The organism is Novosphingobium sp. HNCC26BN242 (assembly GCF_057180525.1).
The window spans coordinates 706,431-722,786 of the sequence record NZ_JBXUGM010000001.1; the positions used below are offsets into that span (position 1 = coordinate 706,431).

The window sequence follows — 16,356 nt, forward strand, 5'->3', positions numbered from 1 at the left end:
CGATGATCGCAAGGAAACTGCTACTGGGGGTGATGGTCGCCTCTATGCTCGCGCCTCAAACGGCCGGATGGGCGCAGGATTACGGCACGTTCATGAATCCCCTGGAAGAGCGGGCATACGGTGAACGCAATCACGCGGCCGTTCTTGCCGAAGCTGGTGGACCTTACCCCGATGCGAAGCTGACCAGCTACGTCGCCGATTTTGGTAAACGCATTGCCCAAAGCGTGGCTAAGCACCCCGATCAATTTGTTTTCAGCGTAACCAACAAGCCTGATCTGGGTGCCTTCACGATGCCCGGCGGGTTTGTTTATGTTAATGTGGGTATGCTGGTCTGGATCAACGACGAGGCCGAGCTGGTCGGACTCATCGGTCATGAAGTCGGCCATGCCATAAACCGTCATGCCGCCAAGAAGATCGCCCGTAAAAATGTTTCAACAGCGGCATACAAGCTGGGCATGCTTAGCCGTCGATTCAGGGAAAAGGCACCGGAAATAAAAGCCGGTCTGATGCTTAAGAATATCGCCTATAGTCAAGAGAACGAGTATGAATCCGATGCTGTTGGATTTACCGTTAACAGCAAACTTGGCCTTGATACTTTAGGGGCGGCGCGAATGCTGTACCAGTTGCAGAAGCAGAATGACTGGTATGATTCCTTTATTCAGCCGACTGGAGACGAAACTCCGCCATATTTGCAAAGCCATCCCCAGCCGATTGACCGGGTCAAGCGTGCCATGCAGTTGGCGCAGCAGCAGGGAGGCACCGATCTGCCGCGCAATCGGGATCGCTATCTTAATATGATCAACGGACTTCGCCTGACGTTCAAGTCCAACAAGGGCGTTATGAATCGTTACTTGCGGGTCGTGACTGTTAAGTCCGGCGAAACTGCGCAATTGCTGGCAAAGCGAGTGGCTATGCCCAGTCCGCTGGCGCATCTTCTGGCTATAAATGGGCTGGATACACCTGATCAGGTCAAGCCCGGCATGCGGCTAAAGATCGTGACGGCCTCGTAGGCGCAGACAAGGCAGAAGGGTGGTGTCAGGTTGCAGGCATTCACGGCATTTCCGGTCTTGGCTAGGGTGAAATCGGAGCTTCCGAACGCGATTTCCGAACTGCACCTAGCTGCACCTAGATGCACCAAACTGCACCAAGGGAGTATTTGCGTTGCTTCACGCAGTGCCAAGTCGGTCCTGCCGCGATTGCAGTTTACGCCATCATCCGCCTGCGGGCAGGGGCTTGCCGATCGGTGCGGGGCGAGCGGCGTGGCGGCGCTTTTTCGGGTCCTCCCATTCGATCCGATAGAGGTCGAACCGCCGGTCCGCGAGATTGCGCACCGACCCTTCGGCGCGCGCCCAGGCAAGGTCTGCAAGGTTCACATCGCACACCGTGAGCGTCTCCACGTTTTCGCTGGCTTCGGCGGCGATGCCATCGCGGGCGAAGGGGAAATCGCAGGGGGTGAGGATGCAGCTTTGGGCGTATTGGATGTCCATATTGTGCACGTTGGGCAAATTGCCCACGTTGCCGCTCATCACCACGAAGCACTGGTTTTCAATGGCCCGTGCCTGGCAGCAATAGCGCACACGCAAATAGCCCTGGCGGCTGTCGGTGCAGAACGGGGTGAAGATGATGCGGGCGCCCTCATCGACCAGACGGCGCGCCAGTTCGGGAAATTCGCTGTCATAACAGATGAGTACGCCGATGGGGCCGCAATCGGTCGGGATCACGTCGATGCGGTCACCGCCTTTGACGTTCCACCAGTAGCGCTCGTCCGGGGTGGGGTGAATTTTCTCCTGTTCGTGGATCGATCCATCGCGCAGGCAGACCATCGCCACGTTGTGAATGTCCCCATCGTCCATGCGTGTCGGGTGCGATCCGCCGATGATGTTGATGTTGAACCGCATCGCAAGGTCTGACAGCGCCTGCCGGATCTTGGGAGTATAGCGGCTGAGCGCTTCGATTGCTTCAGCGGGAGAAAGCTGGCGCGCCTCGAAGGACAGGAGCTGGAGCGTGAACATCTCGGGAAAGACTATGAAGTCTGCCTCGTAACTCGATGCTACATCGACGAAATATTCGACATTCTGCATGAATTCTTCATAGCTTTTCACTGCCCGCGCCTGAAGCTGGCAGGTGGCAAGGCGCACGCTTTCCACCCCGCGCGGCACGCGCAGCTTTACCGGCTGGTCGCGGTCAACATAGGGATTGCGCCACACCATATGGACCGCGTAGCCAAGAGAGGCAGCATCCTCTGGCAGGTAGTGCGGCAGCAGGCCGATGGGTTGGAAGCCATTGGCCAGCTGGAAGCGGATCACCGGATCGTGGCGCTTGCTGGCCACCACTTCATCAAGATAGGCCTGAACATCAGGCGCTTTGCGCCGCAGCCGTGAAAGCCCTGGCATTCGGCCGCCGAAGGTGATCCCCGTCAGGTCCCGCTCTTCGGCAAGGGCGCGGCGTTCTTCATAAAGGCGGCGGCCGATGCGCGCCCCGCGCACCGAAGGATCGACAACCATTTCATAGCCATAGAGCCAATCGCCGGTCGGATCATGGCGCGCGCCAAAGCCGTTGCCGGTGATCTCGTCCCAAGTGTGGGGTGACAGGGCGACTTCGCCGGCAATCTGCAAGGTGGCGCAATAGCCAACGATCTGGCCATCGAGAACAGCCACGAAGCAACCTGCTGTGAAGTTGTTGATCTGGCCTGATATTTGCCCGGAGGTATATGTCTGCCCATCACCATAGGCCCGGCGCACCAGCGAACTGATACCGCGCACATCGGCAATGCGCGCGTTCCGCACTTCGAGGCGGGCCTTGCTTTCTGCCTTGCGCGGGGTTGCGGCGCGACGGGGTTTCCTCGCTGTTGCAGGGGGCGTGGTATCTGCCATCGAGATGGTGCTCCGTGATTGCCGACGGCATGCCGGTTGCAGCCTGACTCTGGCTGGAAATGGTTGCTGTAGCAAGGCATTGCGGCTGGCAAAACTATGGCCGCAAAGACTCTGGCCTAAGCTGGCAAAACGCTTCAGGTATGGGGCTTCTGGGGTGTCGTTCGAGTAGGGGCAAGGGGATATGTCGAGGATCATCTGGGCAGTTGCTGCTTTGGCACTTGTGCCAAACGTCTGTCTTGCCGCCGAACCGGAAAAGCCGATGGCAAGCGTTCCCAGTTTGGCAGATGAGGTCAAGGCGCTGAAAACCGCCGATACGGCGGGAAAACCGGCCGAGGCGCTGGCGATGATCGATGCGGTGCTGGCGCGGGCACGCAAGGCCGGGAATATCAACCGGCTCGACCTGATCTATGCCGAAGCGAGCCGGGCCAATGCGCTCTTCTGGCTTGACCGATACGATGAAGCGCTGGGCATCTACTATGGCCTTGAAGCGGAACTGGACCGGGACAAATACCCGATGACCCCGGACCGCGCCGAACTGGTGAACAACATCGGTTCGCTCTATTCGTCGATGGGCAAGCTGGACGAGGCTACGCGCTATAAGCTGCGCGCGCTGACGCTGACTGAACAAACGGCGGGCAAGGAAAGCATTGAATATGCCTCGGCGCTCTATGGCCTAGCGCTGATTGAATTCCGGCGCGGAGAGCCGCTGCAGGCGATGCCGCGGGTGCGGGAAGCGCTGCGGCTGGCGCGGGCGCATGCCACGCAATCGGGCAACGATCTGGAACAGCCTGCCATCTTCGGGCTGAGCCTTGCGGCGCTGCTGGTTCAGGCGGGTGATCCAGCCTCGTCGATTGGCCCGGCGCGCGAGGCGGCTGTGTGGGCGGAAACGAAGCTGGGCGAAGACCACCGGGTGACCATGGCGGCGCTGAGCCAGCTGGGTGCTTCGCTCAACGATTCAGGGCTTTATGGCCAAGCAATTCCGGTGATCCGGCGGACGCTTGATCTGCGGGCAAAGGCCTATCCGGAAGGGCATCCCGATATCGCGTTTTCGCTCAGTGCGCTTGGCTTTGCGCTCGACAATTCGGGGCACAAGGAGGAGGCGCTGCCGTTTTATGAACGGGCGGCGGAGATCTTTGAGAAGAGCACCATCCGCAACAATCCCACGATTGCCGCCACTGCGATCGGCCAGTTGGCAAGGCTGGCGGCGTGGCGCGGGGACAAGGAGGGGGCGCTGGCCCTGCGCGAAAAAGCGCTGCGTATCGGCCGGGAGCGCGCGACTTCGCCCGAGCATCCCGATGTGATTTTTGCCGAAGTGAACCTTGCGCGCGAATATATTGGGGGCAGGCGGTTTGATGAGGCTTTGCCGCTGCTTTCCCACGCCAATGCGGCGTTCATAGAACGGGCGCTCGATTCAAACGCGCGCCGGCTGGGCGGGCTGATCTTTGCCGAAGTTGTCGCATCGGAAAAGGGCGATCATCCCGGCGCGATGGCGCGTTCGCGCGCGATTCTGGCCCCAGCGCGGGCACGGTTGCTGGATCGTGCCACGCCCCGTGCCGAGGTATCGCGGCTTGCCGAGCAGTATCATGGGCTGTTCGTACAGCATGCTCGCCTCGCCATGGCAGCAGGCGATGTGGCGCAGGCGTTCGAAGCGTTGCAGCTCGCCAATCTGGGCGATTTGCAAAGCGCGATGTCGAGCCTGGGCCTGCTGCGCACGGCGGACAGCCCAGAGGCGACCGAGGCAATCCGCCGCTATCAGGCGCTGGCCACCGATGGCGCGCGGTTGCGGCGCACGCTCAATTCGCAAGTGGCCGCGGGCAAGGGCGAGGGCGCAGACGAGATCAATCGCCAACTTGCTGATATCGATGCCAAACTGCGCGAGGAAGATGCGCGGCTGGCGGCGCTGATCCCCGGTTATTCGGTGCAGACAGCGGTGGAGCCAGCCAGCCTTACAGCGGCGCAAGCGGGCCTGGCCAAGGCGCAGGCGCTGATCCTTTATGGTCAGGACGAAGAGGGACTGGTTGTGCTGGCGGTGACGCCGGACACGGCGGTGGCGGCCACCACGGCCATTGCCCCACGACCGCTGCTCAATCTGCAAAAGCGCCTGCGTGGTTCGATTGAAAGCGGGCTTCAGACCAATGGCAAAGCGGCTTTTGATCGCACGGCGGCGCATGAATTGTATCTGGCGCTGTTTCCGCAGCCGATCCGCGATGCGGTGAAGGCAGCGTCCGATCTGCGCATTCTGGCCACAGGCAGCCTTGCCGCGTTGCCCTTTTCGGCGTTTATCACGCAGGCACCGCAGGGGGATGATGATGCCGCAGATGCGCTGCGCCGCACGCGCTGGCTGGCGCTGACGCATGCCGTTTCGGTTCCGCTGGCGGCGGTGCCGCTGACCGAGGGGCCACGTGGCAAAAAGGCGCGCAGTTTTGCTGGCATCGGCGCACCTGTGCTGGGCGAACCGGTGCGGTTGGCCACGCGCAATGCCAGCTTGCTTCGCTCGGGCGATACCAGCACCCGGGCCTTGCGCGAGCTGGCCAGCCTGCCCGGCGCGGCGGATGAATTGCGCAGCATGGCCAGCGCCTTTCCCGGGCAATCGGCGCTGCTGATCGGCACGGATGCCACCGAGACGGCGGTGAAGGCCGCGCCGCTGCAGCAGGCGAGCGTGATTGCCTTTGCCACTCACGGCCTAGTCGGCGGGGAGTTCCGCGATCTGGTGGAGCCTGCGCTGGTGCTGACCCCGCCCGTTCAGGCGAGCGAGGGCGATGACGGGCTGCTGACGGCTTCGGAAATCGCCAAGTTGCGGCTTGATGCCGATTGGGTGATCCTGTCTGCCTGCGATACCAGCGCCGGTGACGGGGAAAGCGCGCCGACGTTTTCAGGGCTCGCCCGGTCGTTCATCGCCGCAGGGGCGCGGTCCCTGCTGCTGTCACACTGGCCAGTGCGCGATGATGTGGCCAGCCGCCTGACACTCGATACGCTGAACGGGGCAGGGCGCGGATTGTCTCAGGCCGAGGCGCTGCGGCAAGCCCAGCTTGCCATTATTCGTGATCGCAAGCTGGCCGGGGCGGCGCATCCTGCCACTTGGGCACCGTTCGTGCTGGTGGGAAATTGACGGCGTAAAACGCCGCTTCAGAGTTCCCCAAGCTGCATGAAGAAGTTCCAGCGTTCGTTGCGCAGATCGTCAGCGCCGAGGGGGATCAGATCATCCAGTTCGCTGCGCAGCGCGGTGCCAAGGCGGCGGATGGTTTCGGCGTGGTTGCGGTGTGCGCCGCCGACCGGTTCGTAAACAATGCGGTGGATGACACCGAGTTGGAGCAGGTCTGCGGCGGTCATCTTCATCGCTTCGGCGGCATCGGGGGCGCGATCCGAACCGCGCCACAGGATCGAGGCGCAGCCTTCGGGCGAGATGACCGAATAGACCGCGTGTTCGAGCATGAGCACGCGGTTGGCGGCCGCCAGCGCCACCGCGCCGCCCGAACCACCTTCGCCGACAATCACGGCGATCAGCGGCACGCCCAGCGAGAGGCACTTTTCGGTGCTGCGGGCGATGGCTTCGGCCTGTCCGCGCGCTTCGGCATCGATGCCGGGGAAGGCTCCGGGCGTATCGACCAGCGTAATCACGGGCAGGCCGAACCGGTCGGCCAGGTCCATCAGCCGCATCGCCTTGCGATAGCCTTCGGGCCGGGCCATGCCGAAATTGTGGCGCAGGCGCGAAGCGGTGTCCTCGCCCTTGGCATGGCCGATGACCACGACCCGCCGCCCACCCAGTTGTGCAAAGCCGCCGATGATCGCCTGATCGTTGCCAAAGGTGCGATCCCCACCCAGCGGCATGAAGTGATCGAACAGGCCTTCGACATATTGCGCAAAGTGCGGGCGCGCAGGGTGCCGCGCCACTTGCGTGCGCTGCCACGGGGTGAGCCGGGCGTAGATATCGCCAAGCTGGCGGTGCGCCCGCTCATCCAGCATGGCCGCCTCGTCCTCGCGCTCCCCGGTTTCGCGCAGGGCTGCTGCGCGCCGGGTGAGCGCTTCGATCGGCTTTTCGAACGAGAGGTATTCCATTAGACCGTCATCGACATGCCGCGATATATGCGCGCGCGATAGCGGGAATCTTCGGCATCGGGCAGCGGTGTGCCGACCAGCAGCACCGCGCGGGCAAAGCGCTTTACCTCTTCCAGATGCTCGTCCAAGTCGCGCGGCTCTTCGGACCGGACGCGGCGGGTGAGGTTGATCTGGTTGACCGGAGCGCCGTGGACCAGCCGCTCGTTCTCTACCGCCAAGGTGGCGGTGAAGGCGTGGAGCGTGGTCTTGATGAAGTTGGCGAGCGCAAAGGCCGGGCTCTTGTCGCCCATCGGCACATCGGGGGTGACGAGCACCAGCTGGCAATCGTCATAGAGCGAGGCCTTGCGCGAGACGCGGAAGTGCGTGGTGAGATTATCGGCGACCAGTTGGCGGAACTCTTCAGGGCTCAGCAAGGCATCGGTGGCAAAGAGCTTGGTCGGCAGCGCCTGCAGCGGGGTGGAGACGATGGTTGTCGGGTGGCCCCATTGCGTCAGCGCGCTGTCCATGGCGGCTTCTACACCGCCATCGAGCAGCGCCATTTCCAGTGGTGCGTTTTCAATGTCGGACAGCGCTTCCTTCAGCGCGGCAAAACCTGCCTCGGTGCTGGTCATGAACACCACGCGCGCCACATGGCAGTCGCTAATGAACTCGCGGGCGGTTTCGGCAAGGTAATCGGTCAGATGTTCGCCGATGATCCACACGGTGCGCCCGCGCATCTGATCGAGCCGCTCCTGCTTGGGGCTGCCGAACAGTTCGCGCTCGGTGGTGGAGCGTTCAACGCTGAGGCCGCCTGAAGGCATGAAGGTTTCGCCACTGACGGCACGGTCGGCAAGGAAGAACACGGTGGCCTGCGCCACGTCGGTCTCGGTTGGCATCTTGCCCAGCAGCAGTTGCGAGAGCACGCCGGTGCCCACTTTCGCGGCCTCGCTGGCAATCTTTTCGGCGGGAAGGAATGGCGCGTCTTCAGGCGGGGATTTGAGCAGCCAGTTGCCGTTGTCTTCCGGCGTATTGGGCCGTTCTGCCCATTCGGGGGAATCGAGGAAATAGCCCGTGTTGCGCAAGCGGCACACCAGTTTGGCTGCGATATCCGGCGTCATCAGATAGCGGTCCCAGGTGCACAGGCCATCGCCCTCACGCGCGCAGGCCAGTGCGAGTTCACGCAGTTCGCGCGGGTTGTTGGTATCGTGCGACATGCGCACGGTATCGTTGCGCGACAGGCGGCTGAGCAGCGCTTCGACCCGCACCCCGCGCCGCAGCGATCTGACGGCGGCGGCGTGGACCGCGTTCAGGCGCTTGTTGGCCAGGATCAGCTTGCCGCGCCGTTCGAACAGGCCGGGCTTGCCGCCGGTGCCTGCCAGACGGTCGCCATCAACTGGGCCAGGAGCGATGGCATTGAACTGCACTTCGGGGCCCAGATAACGCGACATTGATTCCACCATCGCGCGCTGGCCGGATTTGGAAACGGCATAATCCGCGCGGTTGGGATAGGCGACAGCAAGGTTCTTTTGCCCGCCGAAATAGGACGATACGTTGAGTACATAGCCCGATCCTTGGGCCTTCATCAGCGGCACGACGTGGTGCATCAGCACGAAGTTGGAGATCAGGTTGGCATCCAGCGTGTAGTTCCAGGCATCGACGCTCATGTCGACTACCATCTCTTCAGCGCCTGCAACGCCAGCATTGTTGATCAGGTAGTCGATCCGCCCGAACGCCTTCATCGTGGCGTCAACGGCGGCTTTCAGGCTGTCGAGATTGCTGACGTCCATGCCCGACATGGTCTGAACGCGGCGTTCGACACCGGCAAAGCCGATGTCTTCCAGCTCGCTGACGATGCGCGCGCGGGCCACGGCCAGTTCGCTTTCGCGGCGGGCGACCATCATGACCTTTGCCCCAGCCAGCGCCAGCAGCCGTGCGACCTGGCCGCCGATGCCTGCCGAACCGCCGGTGATCAGCGCGACTTTGCCCAGATGCAGGCCGGTGATGTTCTCGCTGAACCCGGCCATCGCCTTGCGTGCGCCGGTCGCCTCGCCGATGTTGCGCGGCACATAGAGCGTGACTTCGCCGATCTTGCTTTCCTTGATCAGCACACGTGCAGCATGGCCTGCAGCAAAGCGCGTGTTTTCGGCTTCGGCATTGGTGAAGCGGACGATCTGATTACCCCATTCTACCTGCCCGCGCCGCCCGTGGGCCACATCAATCTCGGATTCATCGCGCCAGACGCGCACCAGTTGTTCTATCGCGGCACGCAGCACGTTGGCGTAGACGTTGTCCTTGCCGTCGCTGGCATTCGACATGAAGATGAAGCGCGGCGCCTGCAGCAGTGCGCCGTGACGCTTCCAATAGCGGCTGAGCGTACGGGCCAATGCCATCGCGCCGACCAGTTCGATATCCATGAAGGCTTCGATGTCTTCGTCAGTGGCATCGACCAGCTTTCCGGTGAATTCGCCCGGACCGTTGACTGGGAGGAAGATTGCGCCAGTGATCGGCGCGTTGCTTTTAGTATACGTCGCCAGCGCGGCTTCGATCGTGGCCGGTTCGCTGCGGTTGAAGCGCACGATGGTGAGCGCGTCCCCAATCGCTTCGGCCTTGGCGCGGGCTTGGGCGATGGCCACATCTGCCTGGCGCGGCAGGCCGAGCAGCACCGATGCTCCGCAGGCTATCTGGATCTTGGCGATCTCCAGCGCCTCTTCCCAGCCATCGCCCGCCGCGATCAGCACGGCAAGGCCAGCGCCATCCATCGACCGCATGGTGGGGCGGGCGAGATAGGTTGCGCGCTCTTCCTTGCGCACGGTCATGCCGTGGGTCACTTCGAAATCGTGGCCGTTGTAGGCGGCGGATTCATCGCTGCCGAGGAATACGCAGGTCTGGGCGATGTCATCGGGCACCGGGAAGGTCTTGGCCTTGGGCGCGCCGCTGGTGCTGCGTTCGAGCGACATCATGTCGAAGAAGGTATTGGCGGTCGTGCCCGCTTCGTCGCCGCGCATCTTGTCCATCGTGGCGAAGACAGTGCGGATGCGCTCGCTTTCAATCGGGCCGGGGAAGACGAGATTGACGCGGATGCCCTTCGGCCCGAGTTCGAGCGACAATTCGCGCGACCACGCGTTCATTGCAGCCTTGGGCACGACATAGGCCGCGCGCGCGAAATAGGGCGTGCGCGAGAAGATCGTCGAGACGTTGATGATCGATCCGCCTTCACCCATCACGCCGGCAGCGGTGCGCGCAAGGTTCCATGCCACGCCGAAAATGTTGCGCATGGCATCGGCGACTGTCTCGGTATCGGTCGAGCCCTTTTTCTGCAGCGCGGCGAGTTCTTCGGCGCTGAAGGGAAGCTGTTCGATCGGCTGCTTGGGCCCCGCAGAGCCTGCGTTGTTGACCAGAATATCGATCTTGCCAAAACGCTTTGCCACATCGGCAATGCCATCGCGCACCGATTGCGGATTACCGCCATCGAGCACCACGGAGGCAAGGCGGCTGGCATCGACGCCGCTGGCCTCGCGCATGGCGGTAGCAGCAGCTTCCAACCGTTCGGAGGTGCGCCCGGTCATCACCACGGTTGCGCCTTCGGCCAGATAATGGCGCACGATATAGCCGCCGAGATTGCCCGCTGCGCCGGTCACTAGCGCGATTTTGCCTGCCAGCCTGCCGGTGGCGGTGCTGACGGCCGAATCGCTGGGCTTAGAATCGACAGTTGTGCTGGTCTTTGCCTTGGCCATGTCACTCTCCCACACATGCGCTGCAAGCGATGTTGCGCGCTTTTTCAATATTATGCCTGGGGAGGACAGCTTCGTAGCAAGGTGATCAGACGCCCGACATTTGGTCCGGTGCAGTCGGTTCGTTTATGTTCGCTGTTTCCGGGCCATTTTGTCAAGCATGCACTTAAGCATCGGATTCCTGTGTTACCGCCCACGCTTCCAGCAGCGCATCGCGGCTGCGCAGACCCATCGCGGGAAGGGCGTGGTTGACGACATAAGTCGAGCCGGAATGGCGGTTGTCCCACATCGCCTGATGCGCCTCTGGCAGGCCGTCCCATTCGACGACTTGCGGCTCGGTCACTTCTAGCAGGCCTGCAGCGATCATATCGTTCATGCGCGAAACTTCATAGGCGTTGCACAAGTGCGTGCCGAGGATCGAGGCCGTGGGCATGAGGATCTTGCGCTGGCGTGTCCAGACTTGAGGTGCATAGAACGTGAAGCGCCCGCCGGTCATGTCCTCGGCAAAGACCACGCGACCGGTGAAGGGTTTGACCAGCGAGGTGGAGACACCGAGCGTATCCTGGCCGGTGCGTTCGAACACCAGATCGGGGCTTCCGCGCGGGTTGTCGGGCGAACGCAGGATCTTGCCGACAGCTGCACCGAACGGCTTCATCACACGATCCTGATAATCGCGGACTGCGGCCTTGAAGACCTCGATATCGGCCTTGGCATCGGGCAGGCGCGGCATGGTATCGGGCCAGAGGAAGTTATCGCCCTCGCGCCGCCGGATCGCTTCGAGGCTGACAATGCCCTCGATCGCGTCTTCAAGGCCAAGCGATTGCAGGAATTCGCGCTGGCCATCGGTGGTGGTTGCCACCACGCTGCGCGCGTTGAACCGGCGGGCGGCTTCGATGATTTCGAGGCCCATGTCGTCGAGCAGATCGGTGGAACCGGGGCCATAGTAGATCAGCACCGCCTCGCCGCCGCGCAGGGCCGCGCGGCGCAGCATTTCTTCGGGGCTGGCCGCGCCGGGCTTGCCCATGAAGCTGAAGTGATAGCCGGACGACGCGCCGTAGAACGCCAGCGTGCCGTTTTCGGCAAGGAGCTGGAAGCTGCGCGGGAAGGCGGTTTCGCCCGCGTGGCTGACCACATAATCGGCGCGTTTGCCGCCGTTTAGCGCCTCGTATTCGGCAACCAGCGGCGCGCCAGCGGCTTCCCAAGCGCGGGCTTCGTCCGCATCTTCGGGCACGGTGGTGAACAGATCGGCAAAGCGTGGGTCCTTGCGGTCGATCGCGCCCACTGCGCCCTGCTGGCCGGTGATGAACGAGGCGCGTGCAGGGCTGGAGACAAGGCCTGTGACTTGCAGGCCCGTGCGCACCGATGAGCGCAGCGCATCGAGCCCGGTGCCGGTGGCCGCGCCTTCAACGAACAGCGTGCGGCCCGGGGCAATCTGCAGCGTGGTGAACAGGCAGCGCGAAATCGTGCCGAGATTGAGGACGTAGCTGCCTGCTTGCTCCAGAGTCAGGTTCGGCGGGACGGCGTGCATCTGCGGGGCCTGCACGGTAAGGAACTGGGCGTGGCTGCCCGTCTCGGTTTCGTAGCCCTGAATCGAGAAGCCCGCGTACATTGGATCGTTGCCGACCATCGGCGAGAGCAGATCGTTGGTGCCCGAATAGACGGTGACGAGATCGCCGACCTTGACGCGGCCATTGGCGCGGGTTTCGCTGCCAAGTGCGGCAACGAGCGCAATGCCGCCCGACCCTGTCGTCTGCACGTCTTCTTCATGGGCGTCGAAGGGCGAAACGGGAATGCCCGTCAGCGCCCAGATATCGTTGAAGTTTACCTCGCTGGTCAGCATGTAGAGCAGCGCTTCGTTGGGCGCAGGTTCGGGCACTTTGACGATCAGCTCGCGTTCGTGCGTCGCGGGCGGGCCGAAGCGTGGGCTCCCGGTATCGGGATCGCGCGCGATGCCGAAGGCATATTGCCATTCGGGGATCGCGGTGACGCCGGGATAGAATGGCGCACCCACCGGCAGCAGATCGCCGCTGGCTTCCAGCGCGGCCCCACGTGTCTCATGCTCGCTGTCGATCCACAGACCGTCGCGCCGCACGGGGAGCGGCGGGCTGACTTTGTCCATGAACTGGCGGATGCCGGTTTTGCCGCCTTCGGGATCGATGATCGCCTCGGCAAAGAGCGCGGCCTCGCGCGCCAGCCCTGCGGCCATGCCCTGTGTCAGGCCGGTGCGCACGGCATAGAGCGCGCGTGCGCCCGCCGTGCCGCGACCGGCCCAATCGAGTTGGCGGAGGATACGCTGGAGGAAGTCGTCCTGAAGCACGCCATCGAGATCGACCTTAGCGGGCTGTTCCCAGCTCTGCGTCGCGGCTTCGCGTGCGGCAAAGGCCTTGCCCAGCGTGCTGCCCTCGCCATGCTTCACCCAATCGCGCACCAGCGCGTGGGCTTCGGCGAGTGCATCCCTGCTGCCGGTGGCCAGCGCATCGACAAGGCCAATTCCGGCGGCGGTGTCGGCATCGATGCTGCGCCCGCCTAGGATCAGATCGAGCGCATCGCGCACTCCGACCTCGCCGTGCTTGTCTGCCAGAAGGCGCGGCAAGCGCTGTGTGCCGCCGTAGCCGGGCAGCAGGCGCAGGCGGATTTCAGGCTGGCCGAAGCGCGCGGTGGGTTCCGCCACGCGGTAGTGGCAGGCAAGCGCGAATTCCATGCCGCCGCCGAGCGCGACGCCTTGCACCGCCGCGATGCAGGGCTTGCCCATGGTCTCGATCTTGCGGAAGGCGAGCTGCGCGTTGTTGGGCAGGACGAGCGCTTCTTCGTGGGAATGGATTTCCTCCAACATCTGCCGGATATCCGCGCCCGCGACGAACGATGACGTGCCTTGCCCGGTGAATACCACCGCAACGACATCGTCCTTGCGCGCCAAATGCTCGACCACGATCACCAGTTCGTCGATCGCGCGCTCATTCAGCGCGTTAACCGGCGCGTTGGTGACGGTGACGGTGGCGACGCGCTTGCCCGGAGCAACCGCATTGTACTGGATCAAGAAGTAGCGGTAGCGCTCGAACAGCGATTGCTCTTCGGAGAGGCGCTGCTGGCGCTGCCATGCATCAATCGCCGTCTTGAGCTCAGTCAGGCTTTCGGGGTTGCGCAAGGTGGTAACGTCACCCAGCTCGCCGCCTTCGACCAGCGCGCGGACCATGCGGCGCATGTATTTGCCCGAGCGCGTTTCGGGGAACTGGCTGACCTCGATGAAGTCTGCCGGAACTGCAACCGCGCCCTTTTCAGTGCGCACGAGATTGAACAGCCGCTGGCGGTCCTCCTCGGTCAGCTTTCGGCCCGCGACGGGCACGACGAAGGCTAGGGGGGTCAGCCCCTTTTCGCGATGCGGTGCGCCGACAACGAGCACGTTGCCGACCGGCGAGTCTGGATCGAGGGTCTTGTCGCGCAGCACTGCGCCCTCGATTTCCTCGGTCCCCATGCGGTGGCCCGAGACGTTGATAACGTCGTCCGAACGGCCATGGAACGAGAAGGAGCCATCATCATGCGCGATGGCGAAATCGCCTTGGGTATAGGCCCAAGCGCCCTGCCAGCGGCCCCAATAGCCGCTTTCCCAGCGCCCGGCATCGCCCGTCCAGCCGCCAACCACGCTGCCGTTCTCGACGCGGAAATTCTCGACATCGCCCCAGATCGTGCGCGCGAGATAAGGGTAGGGGGCGGCGATAACGACTTCGCCCTTTTCGCCCGGCTCGGCGCGGCGCCAGGTGACGCCTTCGCTGCCAGTGCGGGCAAATTGCGCGGTGCCGGGGGTGGCCTCTTCATCCTCGACCCAGACTTCGCCGACAATCCACGGCAGCGGGAAGGCGTGGGCGTCGGCCTTTAAGGGGAAATCGGCGTTGCCGTAGAAATGGGTCCACGCGATGCCGCCGTGTTCGGTCGCCCAGTAGCTGTTGATATACTGCGGGGTCACGTGCTCCATGCCGAAGGCCTGCACGCTGGGGCTGGTCGGTTCGGCGCAGAAGGTGGCGACGCGCAAGCTGCTCATGTCGTAGCGCTGCACATCCGCAAGGTTCGACGGATCGGACATGACCGACTTCAGGAAGGTCACACCCGCTTTGAAAATCGTGATCTTGTGCCGCTCAATCATCGAGGCGAAGCGGCCCGCATGGGGGAACACCGGTGAGCCTTCAAACACGACCGTGGTGACGCGCGAAAGCAAGGCTGCAGAAATCTGGTAGCTCTGCCCAGTGATCCAGCCCGGATCGGCCACGACGAAGATCGTGTCGCCCGGCCGCGCATCGAAAGCGACCTGCATCGATTGCGCGATGCCTGCGGTATAGCCGCCGTGAACATGGACAATGCCCTTGGGCTTGCCGGTGGAACCCGAAGTATAGATGAAAAACAGCGGGTAATCGGAATCGACTGGGAGCGGCTTCGACGATGCCCAGATGGCGCGCACGAAATCGGCGTCGGGCAGGGCGAGCAGCGCTGCTTCATTGGCGACACCAGCCTTGGCGAGGATGGTTTCCAACGCCGCGTCGGTAAGCTCGTGGCTCCAGCGGTCGCGCTCTTCGCGCCAGACGATATCGGGCTGGGCGGTGTGGCGCACCACAATCACGGTATCGACGCGCGGCGGAAGCGTGACGAGGCTGGAGGCAATGGCAAGGCGCACGCGCGCTGCATCGCTGGATGCGATACGGCCCGCTTCGCCCAGCTTGATAAGCGCGCGGCCCACGCCGCGCATCACATCAGAGCGTTCGACGGTGACTTCGCCCGCAAGCGTTTCGGCAACGGTGGTGTTGATCACGGCGGCGTCTGCCGGATCAAGCCCGAGGTCGGTCGCCGCCAGCACGGCCAGCGCAGTGGTCACAGGCACGTAGTTGTCGAGCGCAGGATCGGTATAGGCGGTCTTGAACGCAGCAACTTGCGCGCTGCGATAGCTGCCGTCTGACGTGACGATCACGCGCGCGCCAGCATCGGCAATGCGATCAGACAGGGTCTTGTCGCTGAAGCCGCCGAACACTGCCGTGTAGACAATGCCCATCCGCTTGGCCGCTTCGGTCCAGAAGATCTGCGGCACGATCGAGGGCATGTTGAGCGCAATGCGGTCGCCCGCCTTCAGCCCCAGCGTTTCCAGCGCAACGGCGCACTTGGCGACTTCGAGCAGGAGCCGCTTGCGCGAGACGGTGAAGGTATCGACCGGCGCGCCGCGCCCGCCGTCTGCCGCCATGTCCCAGCGGTCGCCTTCGAAGATCAGTGCGGCTTCATCGCCGTGGCCGGCCAGCACGTGGCGGTCGATCTCGTTGAAGGCGGCATTGGTGCGGCCGCCGTTGAACCAGCGCCAGTGCGGCGGGTTCGAGGCGTCAAACGCGGTTGTCCATGGTGCGAAATCTGCAGAGAGTTCAGCGGTGACCGGCGCGCCAGTGGTGGCATCCCAGCCGGACCATGTGCCAGCACTATCGCGGGTCAGCCATGTGCCCGCCGTGCCTTGGTCGGCGACGAACCAGTGGATCCGTTCTGCCGCGATGTTGGCGTGGAACGCTCCGGGGTTTTCAAGCACGGCTGTTCGCATCGCTGCCCAATCGGCGCGCGTGCGAACGGGGTTTACGCTGGCAACAGGTGTTGCGCCACGTGCTGCTGCGGACAGGCCAGCTGCTGCCATCGAATCGCCCTCCCTGTGTTTTTATTTTGGAGAGTGAGCCTGAACAATTCGGTCTTGGCAATAC

General features: G+C 63.3%; 6 protein-coding genes. 2 read left to right on the forward strand and 4 right to left on the reverse strand.

The genetic code is table 11. The features are described from left to right. Window positions 1-2: 2 nt before the first annotated feature. A complete protein-coding gene (locus AC2A1F_RS03450; RefSeq protein ID WP_484207356.1) occupies window positions 3-1,010 on the forward strand; it encodes a M48 family metalloprotease in 1,008 nt (335 codons plus the stop codon). 201 nt (window positions 1,011-1,211) lie between these two features. Here the strand turns inward: AC2A1F_RS03450 and AC2A1F_RS03455 are convergent, their stop codons facing one another. Further along, window positions 1,212-2,873, reverse strand: a complete 1,662-nt coding sequence (locus AC2A1F_RS03455; protein ID WP_484207357.1) for a GNAT family N-acetyltransferase — start codon at window positions 2,871-2,873, stop codon at window positions 1,212-1,214. 181 nt (window positions 2,874-3,054) lie between these two features. On the opposite strand from AC2A1F_RS03455, the gene AC2A1F_RS03460 reads away from it, so the two are divergent. Further along, window positions 3,055-5,982: a CHAT domain-containing tetratricopeptide repeat protein gene (locus AC2A1F_RS03460; RefSeq protein WP_484207358.1), complete on the forward strand. Its 2,928-nt coding sequence runs from the start codon at window positions 3,055-3,057 to the stop codon at window positions 5,980-5,982. A 17-nt stretch (window positions 5,983-5,999) separates the two neighbouring features. Here AC2A1F_RS03460 and AC2A1F_RS03465 read toward each other — a convergent pair whose 3' ends face one another. The 3 genes from AC2A1F_RS03465 to AC2A1F_RS03475 all read right to left on the reverse strand — a co-directional run bounded on the left by AC2A1F_RS03465 (window position 6,000) and on the right by AC2A1F_RS03475 (window position 16,292). Continuing rightward, complete coding sequence (locus AC2A1F_RS03465; RefSeq protein ID WP_484207359.1) at window positions 6,000-6,929, reverse strand: acetyl-CoA carboxylase carboxyltransferase subunit alpha; 930 nt, start codon at window positions 6,927-6,929, stop codon at window positions 6,000-6,002. Further along, window positions 6,929-10,642, reverse strand: a complete 3,714-nt coding sequence (locus tag AC2A1F_RS03470; RefSeq protein ID WP_484207360.1) for an SDR family NAD(P)-dependent oxidoreductase — start codon at window positions 10,640-10,642, stop codon at window positions 6,929-6,931. Before AC2A1F_RS03470 ends, AC2A1F_RS03465 begins: the two co-directional genes overlap by 1 nt. Window positions 10,643-10,805: 163 nt before the next feature. Next, window positions 10,806-16,292 carry an AMP-binding protein gene (locus AC2A1F_RS03475; RefSeq protein WP_484207361.1) on the reverse strand — a complete coding sequence of 1,829 codons (5,487 nt, stop codon included), beginning with the start codon at window positions 16,290-16,292 and terminating at the stop codon, window positions 10,806-10,808. Window positions 16,293-16,356: the final 64 nt, after the last annotated feature.